At 73.5% G+C, this 16,852-nt stretch carries 15 protein-coding genes; 8 read left to right on the plus strand and 7 right to left on the minus strand.

From position 1 onward, the window contains the following. Positions 1–109: 109 nt before the first annotated feature. Positions 110–1,204, plus strand: a complete 1,095-nt coding sequence (locus AB0B58_RS29030; protein ID WP_360229948.1) for a methyl-accepting chemotaxis protein — start codon at positions 110–112, stop codon at positions 1,202–1,204. 23 nt (positions 1,205–1,227) lie between these two features. On the opposite strand, the gene AB0B58_RS29035 is transcribed toward AB0B58_RS29030, so the two are convergent. Together AB0B58_RS29035 and AB0B58_RS29040 are read right to left on the minus strand one after the other, a co-directional pair. Then, positions 1,228–1,650, minus strand: coding sequence for a hypothetical protein (locus AB0B58_RS29035; protein ID WP_360229950.1), 423 nt, complete (start codon positions 1,648–1,650; stop codon positions 1,228–1,230). Positions 1,651–1,698: 48 nt separating this feature from the next. Then, positions 1,699–4,086, minus strand: a complete 2,388-nt coding sequence (locus AB0B58_RS29040) for an alpha-amylase family glycosyl hydrolase (protein WP_360229952.1) — start codon at positions 4,084–4,086, stop codon at positions 1,699–1,701. A gap of 327 nt (positions 4,087–4,413) precedes the next feature. On the opposite strand from AB0B58_RS29040, the gene AB0B58_RS29045 reads away from it, so the two are divergent. Further along, on the plus strand, positions 4,414–4,815 hold the full coding sequence (locus AB0B58_RS29045; RefSeq protein WP_360229954.1) for a hypothetical protein: 402 nt from the start codon (positions 4,414–4,416) through the stop codon (positions 4,813–4,815). 10 nt (positions 4,816–4,825) lie between these two features. Here the strand turns inward: AB0B58_RS29045 and AB0B58_RS29050 are convergent, their stop codons facing one another. Further along, complete coding sequence (locus AB0B58_RS29050; protein ID WP_360229956.1) at positions 4,826–5,239, minus strand: hypothetical protein; 414 nt, start codon at positions 5,237–5,239, stop codon at positions 4,826–4,828. Between the two features lie 391 nt (positions 5,240–5,630). On the opposite strand from AB0B58_RS29050, the gene AB0B58_RS29055 reads away from it, so the two are divergent. Both AB0B58_RS29055 and AB0B58_RS29060 read left to right on the plus strand, forming a co-directional pair. After that, positions 5,631–6,743, plus strand: coding sequence for a glycosyltransferase (locus AB0B58_RS29055; RefSeq protein WP_360229958.1), 1,113 nt, complete (start codon positions 5,631–5,633; stop codon positions 6,741–6,743). Continuing rightward, positions 6,740–7,819, plus strand: coding sequence for a glycosyltransferase (locus AB0B58_RS29060; RefSeq protein WP_360229960.1), 1,080 nt, complete (start codon positions 6,740–6,742; stop codon positions 7,817–7,819). The genes AB0B58_RS29055 and AB0B58_RS29060 overlap by 4 nt, the downstream gene beginning before the upstream one ends. A 20-nt stretch (positions 7,820–7,839) precedes the next feature. Here AB0B58_RS29060 and AB0B58_RS29065 read toward each other — a convergent pair whose 3' ends face one another. Beyond that, positions 7,840–8,955: a CaiB/BaiF CoA-transferase family protein gene (locus AB0B58_RS29065; protein ID WP_360229962.1), complete on the minus strand. Its 1,116-nt coding sequence runs from the start codon at positions 8,953–8,955 to the stop codon at positions 7,840–7,842. Between the two features lie 70 nt (positions 8,956–9,025). On the opposite strand from AB0B58_RS29065, the gene AB0B58_RS29070 reads away from it, so the two are divergent. After that, positions 9,026–9,676, plus strand: coding sequence for an acetoacetate decarboxylase family protein (locus AB0B58_RS29070; protein ID WP_360229964.1), 651 nt, complete (start codon positions 9,026–9,028; stop codon positions 9,674–9,676). Positions 9,677–9,686: 10 nt separating this feature from the next. On the opposite strand, the gene AB0B58_RS29075 is transcribed toward AB0B58_RS29070, so the two are convergent. From AB0B58_RS29075 to AB0B58_RS29085, 3 genes are all read right to left on the minus strand, one after another. Continuing rightward, entirely contained in the window at positions 9,687–11,129 is a 1,443-nt protein-coding gene (locus tag AB0B58_RS29075; RefSeq protein ID WP_360229966.1) for an NAD(P)/FAD-dependent oxidoreductase, read from the minus strand. A 98-nt stretch (positions 11,130–11,227) separates the two neighbouring features. After that, on the minus strand, positions 11,228–11,851 hold the full coding sequence (locus AB0B58_RS29080; RefSeq protein ID WP_360229968.1) for a helix-turn-helix domain-containing protein: 624 nt from the start codon (positions 11,849–11,851) through the stop codon (positions 11,228–11,230). A gap of 64 nt (positions 11,852–11,915) precedes the next feature. Further along, a complete protein-coding gene (locus AB0B58_RS29085) occupies positions 11,916–13,592 on the minus strand; it encodes a GMC family oxidoreductase (protein ID WP_360229970.1) in 1,677 nt (558 codons plus the stop codon). A gap of 49 nt (positions 13,593–13,641) precedes the next feature. Here AB0B58_RS29085 and AB0B58_RS29090 point away from each other — a divergent pair, with 49 nt between their 5' ends. From AB0B58_RS29090 to AB0B58_RS29100, 3 genes are read left to right on the plus strand one after another with little or no spacing between them, the layout of a single operon-like run. Further along, a complete protein-coding gene (locus AB0B58_RS29090; RefSeq protein ID WP_360229972.1) occupies positions 13,642–14,442 on the plus strand; it encodes an alpha/beta fold hydrolase in 801 nt (266 codons plus the stop codon). A gap of 18 nt (positions 14,443–14,460) precedes the next feature. Next, positions 14,461–15,615: an acyl-CoA dehydrogenase family protein gene (locus tag AB0B58_RS29095; RefSeq protein ID WP_360229973.1), complete on the plus strand. Its 1,155-nt coding sequence runs from the start codon at positions 14,461–14,463 to the stop codon at positions 15,613–15,615. After that, on the plus strand, positions 15,605–16,828 hold the full coding sequence (locus AB0B58_RS29100; RefSeq protein WP_360229975.1) for an acetyl-CoA C-acetyltransferase: 1,224 nt from the start codon (positions 15,605–15,607) through the stop codon (positions 16,826–16,828). The genes AB0B58_RS29095 and AB0B58_RS29100 overlap by 11 nt, the downstream gene beginning before the upstream one ends. Positions 16,829–16,852 lie beyond the last annotated feature (24 nt).

Consider the following 16,852-nt stretch of genomic DNA (forward strand, 5'->3'; position numbering starts at 1 on the left):
CGGCCGGTCCGCCGCGCCGCGCGTCACAGAAATTGTGCGGAATTTGCTTTTGCCGGTCCCGAGCCGGTCGATGAGGGTCCCAGACTGATCACAGGGATGGGGAAACACCGTGGCGAGGTTCGGATCTTTCGGCAAGGGCGAATCGGTGCACCCGTTGGTGGACAGCGCCGAGGCGCTGCGCGCCGCGCTCTCGGCGCTCCCGGTCGTGATGGTCATCGTCGACGACAACGGCGACGTCGTCTGGCGTAACGAGGCCGGCGTCGCGATGATGAACCGCGTCGTCGCGGAGCGGGGACCGGCCGCGCTGCAGGCCGTGCGCGACTCGTGCAAGGAGATCATCGCCACCGTCAGGGAGTACCCGCACGTCCGGGCCCGCAAGCTCGGCGGCGGCGAGAACGACGTCTACGCCGAGACCGTCGTCAACCGCATCCCCGGCGGCGGGTACGTCGCGACCTGGGCGGACGTGACCGCCAGGGTGACCTCGGCGGACGTCGCCGGCGAGCTCGCCGCGGACCTCGACTCGGCGGTGCACTCGCTCAACGACCTCGGCGACCACCTGACCACCACCTCCGGCGGCGCGGCCGACCAGGCTCAGCTGATCTCGCAGGGCTCCGCGGAGATGACCGCGAGCATCAGCGAGATCTCCGACCGGGTCATCGCCGCGTCCGCGGACACCGGCGCGGCCGTGGCCTCGGCCCGGGACGCGGCGCAGACCATGGTCCGGCTGCAGGAGTCCAGCCGGCAGATCAGCGACGTCACCAAGCTGATCACCTCCATCGCCGACCAGACCAAGCTGCTGGCGCTCAACGCGACAATCGAGGCGGCCCGGGCCGGGGAGAGCGGCAAGGGCTTCGCCGTCGTCGCCGGCGAGGTCAAGGACCTCGCCGCGCGCACCGCCGAGGCGACTCAGCAGATCATCGCGATGGCCGACGCCATCCAGGGCGAGAGCTCACAGGTCGACGGCGCGATCGCCGGGATCGTCGAGCTGATCGACCGGGTGGCCGAGCAGCAGACCATGATCGCCGGCGCCGTGGAGGAGCAGACCGCCACCACCGCGCAGATGTCCGGCGGCGTGCGCTCGGTCGCGGACTCGGTGCAGGCGTCCGCGCAGGCGGCGCAGACCGTCCGCACGGCTGCCGAGGCGATCAGCGGCCAGGTCGAGCGGCTCAACCAGCTCATCGCAGTCCAGCGCCGGCACGCCTGACCCGCCCGACCCCCGGGACCCCGTCAGGCGGCGAGTACGCCGGCGGCGGTCACGGGCGGCCGGCACCCGGCGAGGGTGGCCGAGATCGTCTCGGGCTCGATCGGCAGCTCCGCCGCGCCCGCGCCCGACACCGGCCGCGGCCGGCGCGGCCGCACCCGGCCCGAGCTGCCGCCGCGACCCGGGTAGACCATCAGGCCGTTGACAGGGTCGGGCACCGCGTCCAGCGCGGCGCGCACGGCCGGCAGCTCCCGGAACACGGACCACCGCTCGTCGCCGCGGAAGCCGATCTCGAACAGCACGCCCCAGGTGTGCCGGTGCCAGTGCCACTCGTAGGCCCCGTGGGTGATGGCGGCCTCGGTGAGGGCGTTGCCGTGCGCGTCCTGCCAGCGCGCCGCCGAGAGCGCCGCGCCGTCGAAGACCTCGATCGACCACCAGTGCAGGTCCATGGTGAGCCCGATGCTACGCCGCCCTCGCGTTCCGGGGGGATCACGTGACTACCTCAGGTAGGGTCCCGCCGTGCCGATCCGGCCCGGCGCGGGGTTGCCCGGCAGGCTCAGCACGTAGACCCGCAGGTTGCCCTTGCCGGAGGCGGCCGCGGTCAGCGTGCCGTCGCCGACGGTCCGGGTGTCGCCGGTGACCGCGTCGACGTAGGTGCCGTTCGGTATGCCGGTGAACGTGGCCGTGCCGGAGAGCGCGACCAGCGCGAAGCTGTCGACGCCGCCGGCGGTGAAGCGGCGCTTGAACGCCATCGTCCCGGAGATGCCCTCGGTGGAGTACTGCCCCTTCTGCAGGGCGGGTATCGCCCGGCGGATCTGGTTGAGCCGCTGCACGTGCTTGACCAGCGGCTGGGCCAGGGTCGTCGCCACCGCGCCGGAGGCGCTCGCGACCACGCCGAAATCCGTGGCGGTCACCGAGCCGGCCAGGTGATCGCCGAAGTACGCCCGGCCGGTCGTGGCGAGGGGGCAGGACGGCCCGCAGTCGATCGGTCTGCCGGCCTGGAACTCGATCTCCGAGCCGTAGTAGAGCGTCGGTATGCCGCGGAACGTCCACATCAGGCTCATGTTCTCGGCCCAGGCGTCGGTGCCGCCGGCGTAGCGGACCGAGGACTTGTTCGGGCCGTAGTCGTGACTGTCGACGTAGACGGCGTTGTAGGTGGCGTCGTTGTAGCTGTCGTCGGAGTCCCTGCCGTTGTGGAAGGCGTTGCCGGCCTCGCCGAAGTTCATGTGCATGCGCATGTCGATCACGTTCATGCCGGAGAACCTGCTGTGGTCGGGCTCGTGGTACGTGTTGCCGTCGAGAAACGCGTTGGTGCTGGTCGGCTGGTTGCCCGGGCCCATGAGGTTCTCGTACTCGAACTGTTCCGCGGCCGCCCGGATGTCGTCGGCGCTGTACTCCCGGCGCTCCTTCCAGGTGAAGAACTGTGCGGAGTGGTTGACCGAGCCCCGGTTCCACTTGTCGTGCACGAACGCGGCGACCTCGCCGAAGACGTAGAAGTCCCGGCCCTTGTCGCCGTGGGTGGCGATCGCATGCTGCCGGATGGCCGGCAGGAACCGCCGGTTCCAGGTGTTGCGCGGGATGTGCACGGCCGTGTCCACCCGGAAGCCGTCGACGCCCATGTCGATGTACCTGTTGTACGCGTTGATCAGGTGGCTCTGCACGACCGCGCTCTCGGTGTTGAGGTCGGCCAGGTCCTCGTGGGTCCAGCAGCTGCGGGCGTCCTCGCCCTCCCAGTTGCCGATCCAGCAGCGGTGGTAGTACTCGGCGGGGAACATGCCCGAGGTCGGGCTGGGCCACTGGCAGTTGTAGAGGGTGTAGCCCTCGGCGCTCCTCCCACCGGTCGGCCTGCCCCAGTTGAGGCAGGTGTTGCCGACCGGCTCGGTCGTCGACCAGATGTCGCCGTTGTAGTACGACCGGCCCGAGGTGGGCTCGACGGTCAGGCCGTCGTAGGCGAAGCCCGCGTTCGGCTGGTCGTAGTACCAGCTCCACTGGGAGTCGCGGACGCCGTACACGGTCGGGGTGAAGAGGCCCTTGGCGCCCCAGCGGGAGCTGTGGTTGTAGACCACGTCCTGATAGATCTTGATGCCCTTGGCGTGCGCCTTGTCGATGAGGTCCTGGTAGGTGTTGCCGGCCGTCTCGAGGCGGCCGTCGATCCGGTAGAAGTCCCAGCCGTGGTAGCCGTGGTAGTCGTAGTCCGAGCGGTTGAGCACCACCGGCGTGATCCAGATGGCCGAGAAGCCGAGGCCCTTGATGTAGTCGAGCTTGTCGATCAGTCCCTCGAAGTCGCCGCGGAACATCGGGTCGCCGTTGGCCGCGTTGCCCGACTTCACGTGCTGGCTGCCGCCGCGGTTGTTGGCGCTGTCGCCGTCGTTGAAGCGGGCGGTCATGACGAAGTAGATGGTGTCCTCGCGCGGGTCGCCGCCGAGCGGGCTGCCGGTCGGGGTGCCGGGCGTGCTGGTCGGGGTGGGTGTCGCCGTCGGCGAGCCGCTGGGCGACGGCGTCGGCGTCGCGCACGGGTTCCCGGTGCCGGGCCGGCCGGCCGCCACCGTGACGTCGCCGGTGCCGAGGCGGTAGTCGGCGCCGTTGTTGTTGTCCCAGACGCCGCTGCCGTTGTTGAACACGACCTGCAGACCGGCGGCGTCGCCGAGGTCGATGGTGCGCGACAGCCAGCCCGTGCAGGCCGGCTGCATCGCCACGCCCGGCACCGGCGTCCAGCTACCGCCGTACGGCGCATAGTGGATGTTGACCGTGGTCCAGCCGGACGGGCGCTGGTAGTAGACGGTCACGCTGCTCGCGGCGGACGCGGCGGCGACGAAGCCGAACGTCGCGACGGCCAGGGCCGACGCCATCGCCAGGCCGAGACGTCTTCTGATGCTCACCTTCACCGAGGGCTCCTCAGGGGTGCGTGGAAGCCCCGCGGCGGGGGCACCGCAGGGTCACGATCGAGCCTGTTCTTGGAACGCCTTGCGGATAGCTGCCCTGCACCGGGGCGTATACGCCGCCGGACCATGCAAGACCTTGCAAGTTGTTTCAGGAAGTTACCAAGCCATGACGATGACGTAAAGAGGCGTTCACATATATCGATGAAAGGTCCCGCACCGGGTGGAGTCACACTCCGGGCGGTACGCTCATCCCGACCCGGGAAGAGGCATCATGAGCGCACGATCGCCACGACGCCAACGCCGTCCGCACGTGCACCCGGGGCGGCGCTGATGAACACGGTGGTGTTCCTGACCGAGTACCGCAGGGAACCCGCCCGGTTGCTCATGCTGCTCCGGCGGTCGGCGGCCGCCGACCGGGACGCCTTCACCCGGCTCTACCACGCGCTCGCTCCGGACGTGCACGCGACCGTGCGCGAGGTGCTCGACGGCGACCGCGCCCGCGAGGTGGCCGCCGCCGCCTTCCTGGAGGCGTGGCACTCCGCGGAGCTGCACACCGCGCCGGGCACGGACGTGGCGGGCTGGATCATCGGCATCGCCGCGCGGCGCGCGGAGGAGCAGGACGATCCCCGCACCGGGACACACCCCTCACACGGCGCGCGCTCGCACGGCGAGACCCTGGCCGGGCTGCTGCACCGGCGGTCCATGCGCCGCAGCCCGTTCCGCCGCGGCTGAACCTTTCCGCCTACACCGGGACGTCGATGCCCACGTGCTCCGGGCCGGCCGGGGCGATGCCGGGGCAGTCCGCGCCGAAGGGGCCGTCCGCGACGTCCGGGCGGCCCCGCGGGCCGTCCGCGAGGGAGGCGGCGCACTGCTCGTCGAACGCCTCACCGGGCAGGCCGACGGCGTTGCCGGTCGTCCACAGGAACGGCGCCTGCCCGGCCTTCGCCAGCGCGCCGGAGCGGGAGGCCCGGGTGGAACGGCCGTGCCCGCGGCGGTCGTGCGTGATGCAGCGGTGGCCGGTGGGTGCCGGCACGAGCAGCTGGGCCTCCCAGCTGTCGGGCTGCGGGCTGAGGCCGTGGCCGGGCACGAGCGGATCACCGGCGCTCAGCTCCTGGCGGAGCAGTTCCGCGTCGTCGTGGTCGGCGAACGTGTTCATCGTGTGCTCCCTCCTCGGGTCCGGCCGGGTCGCGAGGGGGGAGAGTGACCTGCGAATACCCCGAATCTACTCCCCGGCACAGGGCGGCAGGCGCCCTTCACCCCGGGTACCCCGCACCGGACGTGACGAAGCCGTCAGCCTGCGCGCGCCGATGGCGCGTAGGCTGACGGAACCCGGAACGACGACGTCGCCCCTTCGAGGTGACGGCCACGCCGGCTCGTCGCCGGGTTCCACGATCGGCACCAGCAGCTCCGGGCACGCCCAGCCGGAGTTTCCGCCAGTCAGGCTCCCCGGCACCACCGATTCGACGCACGGCCCCAGACCGCGGCCCGGCCGCGGCCACCCGGGTGTGCCCGCGCGGATCGAGCACCCACTACGGAAAGCAGGCCCCGTGGCCACCAGGTACGGCTTCCTCAGCACCCACCCGCCGACCCGTTGCGGCCTCGCCACCTTCAACGCCGCCCTCGCCGCGAGCCTCCTGGCCGGCACCGGCTCCGGCGGCGTGGTCCGTGTCACCACGGGCGGCGCCGAGGGACCGCCGGGACCCGACGTCGCGCACACCTGGCAGGCGCGGGAGGCCGGCGGCTGGCGCGCCGCCGCCGACGCCCTCAACGGCTACGACGTCGCGATCATCCAGCACGAGTACGGCATCTATCCCGGCGTCGACGGAGCGGACGTGCTGCGACTGATGCGGCGGCTGATGGTGCCCAGCATCGTCGTGCTGCACACCGTGCTCAGCCGCCCCACCGCCGGGCAGAAGTCGCTGCTGGAGCAGATCGTGGCCGCGGCCGGGTCCGTCGTCACCATGACCGGCACCGCGTACGAGAGGCTCGTCGTCGGCTACGACGTCGACCCGGCGAAGATCTCGGCCATCCCGCACGGCACCGCCGACCACACCGGCACGCCGGTGGTCCGCGGGCCGCGGCCGCACCTGCTCACCTGGGGACTGCTCGGACCCGGCAAGGGCATCGAATGGGCCATCCGCGCCCTGCCCCACCTTCGCCGGCTCGACCCGGTGTACACCGTGGCCGGCCGGACCCATCCCAGGGTGATCGAGCGGCACGGCGAGGCGTACCGGACCGGTCTGCATCAGCTCGGCGCCGAACTCGGCGTCGCCCACGCGGTGGAGTACCGGTCGAACTATCTCGACGACGCCGCGCTGGGCGGCCTCATCCGCTCCGCCGATGTCGTCGTCCTGCCGTACGACTCCGTCGAGCAGGTCACGTCCGGCGTGCTGGTCGAGGCGGTCGCCGCCGGCGTACCGGTGGTGGCCACCGCCTTCCCGCACGCCGTCGAACTGCTCACCGACGGGCCGGGGCTGCTCGTGCCGCACCGCAACCCGCGGGCGCTCGCCGCCGCCGTCCGCAAGGTGCTGGCCCGGCCCGGCGCCGCCGCGCGTACCGGCGAGGTCGCCGCCACGATGAGATGGCCCGAGGTCGCGACCCGCTACGAGGTGCTCGCCGACCGGCTCCTCGCCACCCACGCGGCAGCCGCGCCGGCATGACCGCCACCCTGGGCACGCCGGCGCGGCTGCGCCAGGCGCCGCCGCCCAGCTTCGCCCACCTGTCCCGGCTGACCGACGACACCGGGCTGCTGGAGCACGCGCGGCACGCCCTGGCCCGGCGGGAGCACGGCTACTGCACCGACGACGTGGCGCGCGGGCTGGTCGTCGCCGCCCGCGAGGCCGAGCCGTCGCCCGCGGTGCTGCGCCTGGCCGAGATCTACCTGGGTTTCCTGACGCACGCGCAGCACGGCAGCGGCGCCTTCCACAACCGGCTCGGCTACGACCGGCGCTGGACCGACGATCCGGGGCTCGGGGACTGGTGGGGTCGCGCGCTGTGGGGCCTGGGGACGGCGGCGGCCCGGAGCCCGGCGCCCTGGATCCGGCAGGAGGCCATGGTCGCCTTCACCCTGGGCGCGGCGCGCCGCTCGGTGTCACCGCACGCCATGGCCTTCGCCGGTCTCGGCGCCGCGGAGGTGCTGCGCCGGGAGCCCGGCAACGCCCTGGCGGCGGCCCTGCTCGCCGACGCGGCCAAGGCCGTCGGCTGGCCCGATTCCGATCCGGACTGGTCCTGGCCCGGGCATCACCTCGCGTACGCGAGTGCGGCGCTGGCCGAGGTCGTCATCGCGGCCGGCCGGTTCCAACAGGACGTCGCGCTGCGGGCGTCCGGGCTTCGCATGCTGACCTGGCTGCGCGACATCCAGCTCCGCGACGGGCGGCTGTCCGTGCTGCCGGCGTCCGGTTGGCGGCGCGGCAGCGTGCGGCAGCGCTACGACCAGCAGCCGATCGAGGTCGCGGCCCTGGCCGACGCCTGCGCCACCGCGGCGGCGGCGACCGGGGACGCGAGCTGGCACGACGGCGTCCGGCAGGCGATCGGCTGGTTCCTCGGCGACAACGACCGCGGCGCGGTGATGTGGGACCCGGAGACCGGCGGCGGCTTCGACGGGCTGACCCCGCACGGCCCGAACCTGAACCAGGGCGCGGAGTCCACCCTGGCGCTGATCGCCACCCTCCAGCACGCGCGGCGGACGCCACCCTCCCAGCGCCACGGAGATGTCGCGGACCCCACGTCGCGGTAGGTTCGCGCCACTCGCCCGGTTCAGCCCCGGTCGTCCGGTTTCCAGTCCGCGAGCACCTCGGTGTTGTGCTCGCCCGGCAGCGCCGGCCGTCCCACCGGACCGGCCGGGGTCAGGGAGAACCGGGGCGCCGCGGCCGGTTGCCGCACGCCGCCCGGGCTCTCGAAGGTGCCGCGCCGCACGAGGTGCGGATGCCGGGCGGCGTCGGCGAACGACAGCACCGGCGCCACGCACGCCTCGGTGCCCTCGAAGATCGCGGCCCACTCCGCCTGGGTGCGGGTCTCGAAGGCCGCCGCGATCCGGGCACGCAGCTGCGGCCAACGGCCGCGGTCGTACTGGGCGGGCAGGCCGTCGCCGGGGGCGAGCAGCCGGATGAACTCGGCGTAGAACTGTGGCTCCAGGGCGCCGACCGCGAGGTATCCGCCGTCCGACGCCGGGTAGACGTCGTAGAACGGCGCCCCGGTGTCGAGGGTGTTCACGCCGCGGACGTCGCGCCACCGGCCCTCGGCGGCGAGGCCGTACAGCAGGGTGGTCAGGTGGGCGGTGCCGTCGGTGATCGCGGCGTCGACCACCTGGCCCCGGCCGGTGCGCTCGGCCTCGCGCAGCGCGGCGAGCACGCCCACCACCAGGTAGAGGGCGCCGCCGCCGAAGTCGCCGAGCAGGTTCACCGGCACCTGCGGCGGCCCGCCGGCGCGGCCGATCGCATGCAGCGCCCCGGTGATCGCGAGGTAGGTGATGTCGTGCCCGGCGCTGGCGGCGAGCGGGCCGTCCTGGCCCCAGCCGGTCATCCGCCCGTAGACCAGGGCGGGGTTGCGCGCGAGCACCGCCTCGGGACCGACACCGAGCCGCTCGGCGACGCCGGGCCGGTAGCCCTCGATGAGGACGGCGGCCCGGTCGGCGAGGGACAGCACGAGTTCGCGGTCGCCGTCCTGCTTGAGGTCGGCCGCGATCGAACGCTTGCCCCGGTTCAGCAGGTCGTACCGGGGGTCGCCGGCGAGCGGCGAGCCGGATCCGACCCGGTCCACCCGCACCACGTCGGCGCCGAGGTCGGCGAGCAGCATCCCGGCGAACGGCGCCGGACCGATCCCCGCCAGCTCGATCACCTTGAGGCCGCGCAGCGGCCCTCGATCACCAGACACGTCTGCCTCCTAGTACCGGATCCGAATAGGATGAAACCCGTCTGTCCCACCGACCGGGAGGCCGTCTGCCATGTATCCGCCGGAGCCGTGGGACCTGCGCGGTCAGCTGTACCTGTCGGTCTTCGCCGTGCCGCGCGCCGACCTGCCCGCGCTGCCTGATCCTCTCGCCGCGGCGGTACGACCGCTGCCGTTCGGGCGGCGTGCGCTCGTCGGTGCCGCGTGGGTGCGTTACGAGCCGGGCGGCGTCCTGCAGTACCGGGAGCTGCTGTCCGCGGTCCTGGTGCACGAGGGTCGGCGGCCCCGGGTCAGCATCACTGAGATCTGGGTGGACAGCGTGGAGTCCCGCGACGGCGGCCGCGAGCTCTGGGGCATACCCAAGGACCTGGCCGAGCTGGACGTGCGCACCGCGCCCGACGGCCGCACGGAGGGGGCCGCGAGCACCGGGAGCGGCCGGATCGCCGCGGCGTCGTTCGGGGCCGGGCTGCGCCTGCCCGGCCGCTGGCCGGCGCCGATGTCCGTGGCGCAGGCGCTCGACGGCGCGGTCAAGCGCACGGCGGTGCGCGGCCGGGCCGGGCTGCGACTCGGCGGCTCCACCTGGCGGGTCGAGCCGGACGGGCCACTGGGTCACCTCGCCGGGCGGCGCCCCCTGCTGACCGTCACCCTGGCCGACTTCCGGCTGCGCTTCGGCGCACCGGCCCCGGCCGCCGCGACCTCGCCCTGACACCGGCGGCTCAGCCGAAGTCGGCGGGGCGCAGCCGCGCGGTCCGGCGGCGGTACTCCCCCGCCATGCCCGGCCAGTTGGTGACGACGCGCCCGCTCGCGTTGCGGTACCAGCTCTGGCAGGCGGTCCAGACGCTGCCGGCGAGGCGGCCCTGCAGCTCCGCGTCGTAGGCGGCGGCCACCTCCGGGCGTACCTCCAGCGGCGCGGCGCCGGCCGCGAGCATCCGCACCACCTGGACGATGTAGCGGGCCTGCGCCTCGTGGAAGTAGACGACGGAGGTGTTGCCGGTGTTCGTGTTCGGCCCGTAGACCAGGAACATGTTCGGGAATCCGGGCACGGCCATGCCCAGGTACGCGAACGCGCCGTCGCGCCACACCCGCTCCAGCGGTACGCCGTCGCGGCCCGTGACGGCCATCGGCACCAGGAACTCGGTGGCGGCGAAGCCGGTGCCGTACACGAGCACGTCGCAGGCGTGCTCGACGCCGTCGGCGGTACGGATCCCGTCCGGCGTCACGCCCACGATCTTCTCGGTGACCAGGTCGACGTCGGGCCGGGCCAGGGCGGGCAGCCAGGAGCTGGTGAACAGCACCCGCTTGCAGCCCATCGGCTCGCCGGGCGTGACCCGGGCCCGTAGCCGCGGATCCCGGACCTGCCACCGGCGCTGGGCGCGCGAGGCGGCGCGCAGCGACGCCGCCGCGGCCCGGTTGCCGAGCAGGGCGGCGCCGGTGAACACGCTCATCGCCCAGGTGCCCGCGCGCGACGGCGCCATCAGCGCGGGAAGCCGCCGGTAGGCGGCCCGCCGCAGCCGGCCGTACCGGCGGTCGGGCTTGGGCAGCGTCCACGGCGCGCTGCGCTGGAAGACGATCACCCGCTCGGCGCGCCCGGCGATCGCCGGTACGAGCTGGATGGCGCTCGCGCCGGTCCCGACCACCGCCACCCGCCTGCCCTCGAGCCGCAGCGCCGGATCCCACCGCGCGGTGTGCATCGCCGGGCCGCGGAACAGCTCGGCGCCCGGGATCTCGGGGACGATCGGCCGGGAGAGCTGCCCGACCGCGGGTACCAGCACGTCGGCGACGATCTCCTCGCCCGCCGCGGTGCGCAGCCGCCAGCGGCGGTCGCCCGCGTCCCAGGTCGCGTCGGTGACCTCGGTGCCCAGCCGCAGGTTGTCACGCAGGCCGAAGCGGGTGACGCAGCGGTCCAGGTAGGCGAGGATCTCCCCGTGCGGCGGGAACCGGCGCGACCAGCCCGGATTCGGCGCGAAGGAGTAGGAGTACAGCGGCGCGGGCACGTCGCAGGCGCACCCGGGGTAGGCGTTGTCGCGCCACACGCCGCCGATCCGGTCCGCCTTCTCCAGCAGCACCACGTCGGTGAACCCCGCCTGGCGCAGGCCGACGGCGACCGCCACGCCGCCGAAGCCGGCGCCGATGATCGCCACGCGCGGCGGGGCCGTCATGCCCGCTCGGCGTTCTCGCCGCCGGCGTCCATGGTGGCTACCTCGCCGATCGTCATGGTGCCGAACGTTAGCAACCTGTTGACAGGTTGCCAATAGACTCAGCGAACCGGCGCCACGACGGTCGGGAAGACCTGCTCCACGATGGCCAGCAGCGTCGTCGCCAGCAGCAGGTGCACCTGCGCCCGGGTCAGCGCGGCGCGGTTGAGCCACTCCTTGGCCGTGGCGACGGCCAGGCCCAGGTAGGCGCGGATCATCCCGCGCAGCTCCTCGCGGTGCTCGGCCACCTCGGCGAGCCCGACGGCGACGAGCACGCTGTCCGCCGCGGCGTCCTCGGCCTCGGCCAGCACCCGCTCCACGTCGGCGTCGCGGGCCCCGCCGGCGTTCACCGCGGCCAGCCACGAGGTGCTGTGCCGGGAGACGACGTCGAGGAACCAGGACACGCTGGCGTCAACCCGGGTGTGCAGGTCGCCCTCCGGCAGCCGCTCGACGACCACCTCCGGGATGGTGACCATCACCCGGATGACCTCGAGGTACAGGTCCTTCTTGGTGCCGAAGTAGTGGTTGATCAGCCCCCGGGCCACACCGGCCGCGCGGGCGATGTCGGTGGTCGACACCTCGGCGTACGGGCGCTCGCCGAACAGGCGCACCGCGCAGGCCAGGATCTGCCCGCGCCGGACGTCCGGCTCCAGCCGTCTGCGCACCTGCGCCGCCTCGACAATCACCCACCGAGCCTATCCGCCGCCGGACCACAGGGCGGCCGCAGCCGGCGGGCCCGGCACGGGCACCTCACCCACCGGCCGGTCGGATGCCGAGCCGCAGGGCGGCCGGGGCGGCCGCCGGCACGGCCGGATGCCGGGGCGGCACCGGCGCGACCCGGGCATACGGCGCGTCCGGCGCCGGCCGCGGGTCCGGGTCGCCGGCGTTGGGCCAGAGCGCGACCGCCCGCTCGGCGAGCGCGGTGATGGTCAGCGACGGGTTGACGCCGAGGTTCGCGGCGACCACCGAACCGTCGATCACGTGCAGGCCGGGATGGCCGTAGAGCCGGTGGAACGCGTCGACCACGCCGGTGGCCGGGTCGGCGCCGATCGCGCAGCCGCCGATGAAGTGGCCGGTCACCGGCCGGCCGACGAGTTCGGTGACCGAGCCGAGCGGCACCCCGTCGATCTTCTCGGCGACGCGGCGGGCGACGTCGTGCGCGGCGGGCACCCAGGCCGGGTTCGGCTCGCCGACGCCCGGGCGGGTGGTCAGCCGGCCGCGCACGGTGTGGACGGTGACGGAGTTGTCGAGGGGCTGCATCGCCAGCAGCACGATGGTCTGCTGCGACCAGCGCCGCGGCGAGGCGAGCAGCCGCAGGTCGCGCCAGCTGCGGGCGAGTTCACGCAGGCCCGCCACCCAGCGCCGCCGCCCGCCGGTGTCGTCGACGAGCACGGTGGCCAGCAGGGCGAGCAGGTTGCTGCCACGGCCGTACCGCACCGGCTCGACGTGGGTGACGGGATCGGGGTGGATCGAGGAGGTGATGGCGACACCCCGGCTCACGTCGAGGTCCCGCCGCCGGGTGCGGGCGCCCAGGATGGACTCCGAGTTGGTCCGGCTCAGCTCGCCGAGCCGCGGCGAGACGGCGGGCAGCGTGCCGCGGTCACGCATCCGGTGCAGCAGCCGCTGGGTGCCGAGCGCACCGGCCGCGAAGATCACCTGTTCGGCCGTGAACGGGCGCCGGCGGCGCAGGCCGCCGGTGCTGCGGGTGCCGACCGCGTACCCGCCCCCGGCCAGCGGCGTCACCGAGGTCACCGTGGTCAGCGGGTGCACGACGGCGCCGGCAGCCTCGGCCAGGTACAGGTAGTTCTTCACGACGGTGTTCTTCGCACCGATCCGGCAACCGGTCATGCAGGCGCCGCACGCCGTGCAGGTCCGCCGGGCGGGCCCGGCGCCGCCGAAGAACGGGTCGGGAACCTCCGCGCCGGGCGCGTCGCCGAAGAGCACCCCCACCGGGGTACGCCGGTAGGTGTGCCCGACGCCGAGATCGTCGGCGACGGCGCGCAGGGCATCGTCGGCGACCGTCTCGACGGGGTTGGTCACGACGCCGAGCATCCGGGTCGCCTGGTCGTAGTAGGGCGCCAGCTCCGTCTTCCAGTCGGTGATCGACGCCCACTGCGGATCGGCGAAGAACGCGTCGGGCGGCTCGTAGAGGGTGTTGGCATAGCCGAGCGATCCACCGCCGACCCCGGCGCCGGACATCACCAGCACGTCGCGCAGCAGGGTCAGCCGCAGGATTCCGTAGCAGCCGAGCGCGGGCGCGTACACGTAGTCACGGATCCGCCAGGAGGTCCTGGCGAACTGCTCGTCGGTGAACCTGCGGCCGGCCTCGAGCACGCCGACCCGGTAACCCTTCTCGGTCAATCGCAACGCGCTGACCCCGCCGCCGAAGCCGGAGCCGATGATCAGGACGTCGTAGTCGTACGCCATGAGCTACCGTGGCCCCTTGTTGTCGGCCTGTCAACAAAGGGGTGGGGCGATGCTGGCCCACGAACGGCGCGGTAGCGGTCCCGTACTGGTGCTCATCCACGGCCTCGGCAGCCGGCGCCAGGTGTGGGCGCCGATGCTCGGCGCCCTGGCCCGGCACCGCGAGGTCATCGCGCTCGACCTGCCGGGCTTCGGCGAGTCCCCGGCCTGGGAGCCGCCGGGACCGGGCGTGGTGCCGGGATCGGTGGACCACCTCGCCGACGTGGTCGCACACTTCCTCGACACCCTCGGCGTCGAGTCGCCCGAACTCGCGGGCAGCTCCCTGGGCGGCGGCATCGCGCTGGAGCTGGGCCGGCGCGGACTGGCCCGGTCGGTCACCGCCTTCGCGCCGGTCGGCTTCTGGGGCCCGGCCGGCCGGCGCTGGTGCCAGGCGGTTCTCGGCGGTTCCCGGGCCCTGAGCAGGGCGCTCTCCCCCGCCCTGCCCCGGATCCTCGCGACCCGACCGGGCCGCATGGCGCTCTGCTCGATCTTCTACGGCCGCCCGGGCCGGCTGTCCGCCGTGGACTGCCTCGACTCCGCGCGGGCGCTGTCCGCCGCGCCGGGCTTCGCCGCGGCCCGCCGGGCGTTCGGCGTCTGGCGGCTGCCGGTCGGCGCCGACCCAGCCCGGCTGGCGGGCATCCCGGTCACGATCGTCTGGGGTACCCGCGACGCGGTGCTGCCGTACCGGCGCCAGGCGCGCCGGGCTCTCGAGGAACTGCCGGACGCCCGGCACGTGCTGCTGCCGGGCTGCGGCCACCTGCCGTTCGCGGACGATCCCGAGCGCTGCGCCGATCTATTGACAGTCCGCCAATAACTGACCAAGGTGAAAGCCATGCCGAAGCCCGGACCCACCTCGTGGCGCGAGCCCGAGCACGACGAGCTCGCCGATCTCGTCCGTGCCTTCTTCGCCAAGGAGGTGCTGCCGCACGCCGCCCGGGTGGCCGAACAGGGCCATCCCGACCGGGAGCACTACCGCCGGGCCGGCGAGCTCGGCCTGCTCGGCCTCTCGGTCCCCGCGGAGTACGGCGGCGGTGGTGGCGACTTCACCCACGAGGCGGTGATGCTGCACGAGCAGGCCCGCTCGGGCGACAACAGCCTCGGCCTCGCGGTGCACAGCGGCATCGTCACCGGCTACCTGGTCGCCTACGGCAGCGAGGAGCAGAAACGGCGCTGGCTGCCGGGGCTGTGCAGCGGCGAGCTGATCGGCGCCATCGCGATGACCGAGCCGGACGGCGGCTCCGACCTGCAGGCGATGCGGACCCGCGCGGTGCGCGACGGCGACGACTACGTGGTCAGCGGCGCGAAGACCTTCATCAGCAACGGCGGTCTGGCCGACATCGTCATCCTGGCCGCCAAGACCGACCCGTCCCAGCGCGCCGCCGGGGTCTCCCTGCTGGTCTGCGAGACCGGCGGCGATCAGCCGGGCTTCCGGCGCGGGCGGCTGATCTCCAAGATCGGCCTGCGCGGCAACGACACCGCGGAGCTGTTCTTCGACGGCCTGCGGGTGCCGGCCGCCAACCTGCTCGGCGAGGCCGAGGGCCTCGGTTTCGTCCAGCTGATGCGCCAGCTCCCGCAGGAGCGCCTGGTGATCGGGATCGGCGCGGTGGCGGCGATGGAGCGCGCCGTCGAGCTGACGGTCGCGTACACGAAGGAGCGCACCGCCTTCGGCAAGCCGCTCATCGGCCACCAGAACACCCGGATGGTCCTGGCCGAGTGCGCCACCAGGGCGCGCGCGAGCCGGATCTTCCTCGACGACTGCATCGCCCGCCACGTCAACGGCGATCTCGACGTGGCGACCGCCGCAATGGCGAAATACTGGCTGACCGACGGCCAGTGCGAGGTGGTCGACCGCTGCCTGCAGCTGTTCGGCGGCTACGGCTACACCACCGAGTTCCCCATCGCCCAGATGTACACCGATGCCCGCGCCCAGAAGATCTACGGCGGCACCAACGAGATCATGAAGGAGCTGATCGCCCGTGCCCTCTGACGGCCAGGCGTATGTCTACGACGCCGTCCGCACCCCGCGCGGCCGCGGCCGCGACAACGGTTCGCTGCACGGGGTCAAGCCCATCTCGCTGGTCACCGGCCTGATCGAGGCGCTGCGCGAGCGGCTCCCGGGCCTCGACACCGACCGGCTCGACGACCTCGTGATGGGGATCGTCTCGCCGGTCGGCGAGCAGGGCGGCGACCTCCCCCGCGCCGCGGCGCTGCTGGCCGGCCTGCCCGACCACGTCGGCGGCGTACAGCTGAACCGCTTCTGCGCCTCGGGGCTGGAGGCGGTCAACACCGCCGCGGCCCGGGTGCGCTCGGGCTGGGACAGCCTGATCCTGGCCGGCGGGGTGGAGGCGATGTCGCGGGTGCCGATGGGTTCCGACGGCGGCGCCTGGGCGATGGACCCGGAGACCGCCCTAGCGACGTCGTTCGTGCCGCAGGGCATCAGCGCGGACCTGATCGCCACCCTGGAGGGCTTCGGCCGCGACGACGTCGACGCGTACGCGATTCTCTCGCAGGAGCGGGCCGCCAAGGCCTGGGCCGGCGGGTACTTCGCCCGCTCGGTGGTCCCCGTGCGCGACCGGACGGGCGGGTTGATCCTCGCGACCGACGAGCACATGCGCCCGGACACCACCCGGGCCGGCCTCGGCAAGCTCAAGCCGTCCTTCGCGGGCATCGGCGACGCCGGCGGCTTCGACGCCGTTGCCCTGCAGAAGTTCCACTGGCTCGAGTCGGTCGAGCACGTGCACCACGCCGGGAACTCCTCGGGCATCGTGGACGGCGCGTCGCTGGTGCTTATCGGCTCCGACGCCGTCGGTCACGACCTCGGGCTCACCCCGCGCGGCCGGATCGTCTCGGCCGCGGTCAGCGGCGCCGACCCGACGCTGATGCTCACCGGCCCGATCCCGGCGACACACAAGGCCCTCGCGACCGCCGGGCTCACCGTCGCCGACATCGACCTCTTCGAGATCAACGAGGCCTTCGCGGCGGTGGTGCTCAAGTACATCCGCGACCTGCGCCTGGACCCGGAGCAGGTAAACGTCAACGGCGGGGCGATCGCGCTCGGCCACCCGCTCGGCGCCACCGGCGCCATGCTCGTCGGCACCGTCCTGGACGAGCTGGAACGCCGCGACCTGCGCCGGGCCCTGGTGACCCTCTGCATCGGCGGCGGCATGGGCGTCGCGACCATCATCGAGCGTGTGTCGTGACCGAGAGCAGCCGGCACGACGAAG

It is taken from the genome of Actinoplanes sp. NPDC049118 (assembly GCF_040648555.1).
Lineage (GTDB): Bacteria > Actinomycetota > Actinomycetes > Mycobacteriales > Micromonosporaceae > Actinoplanes.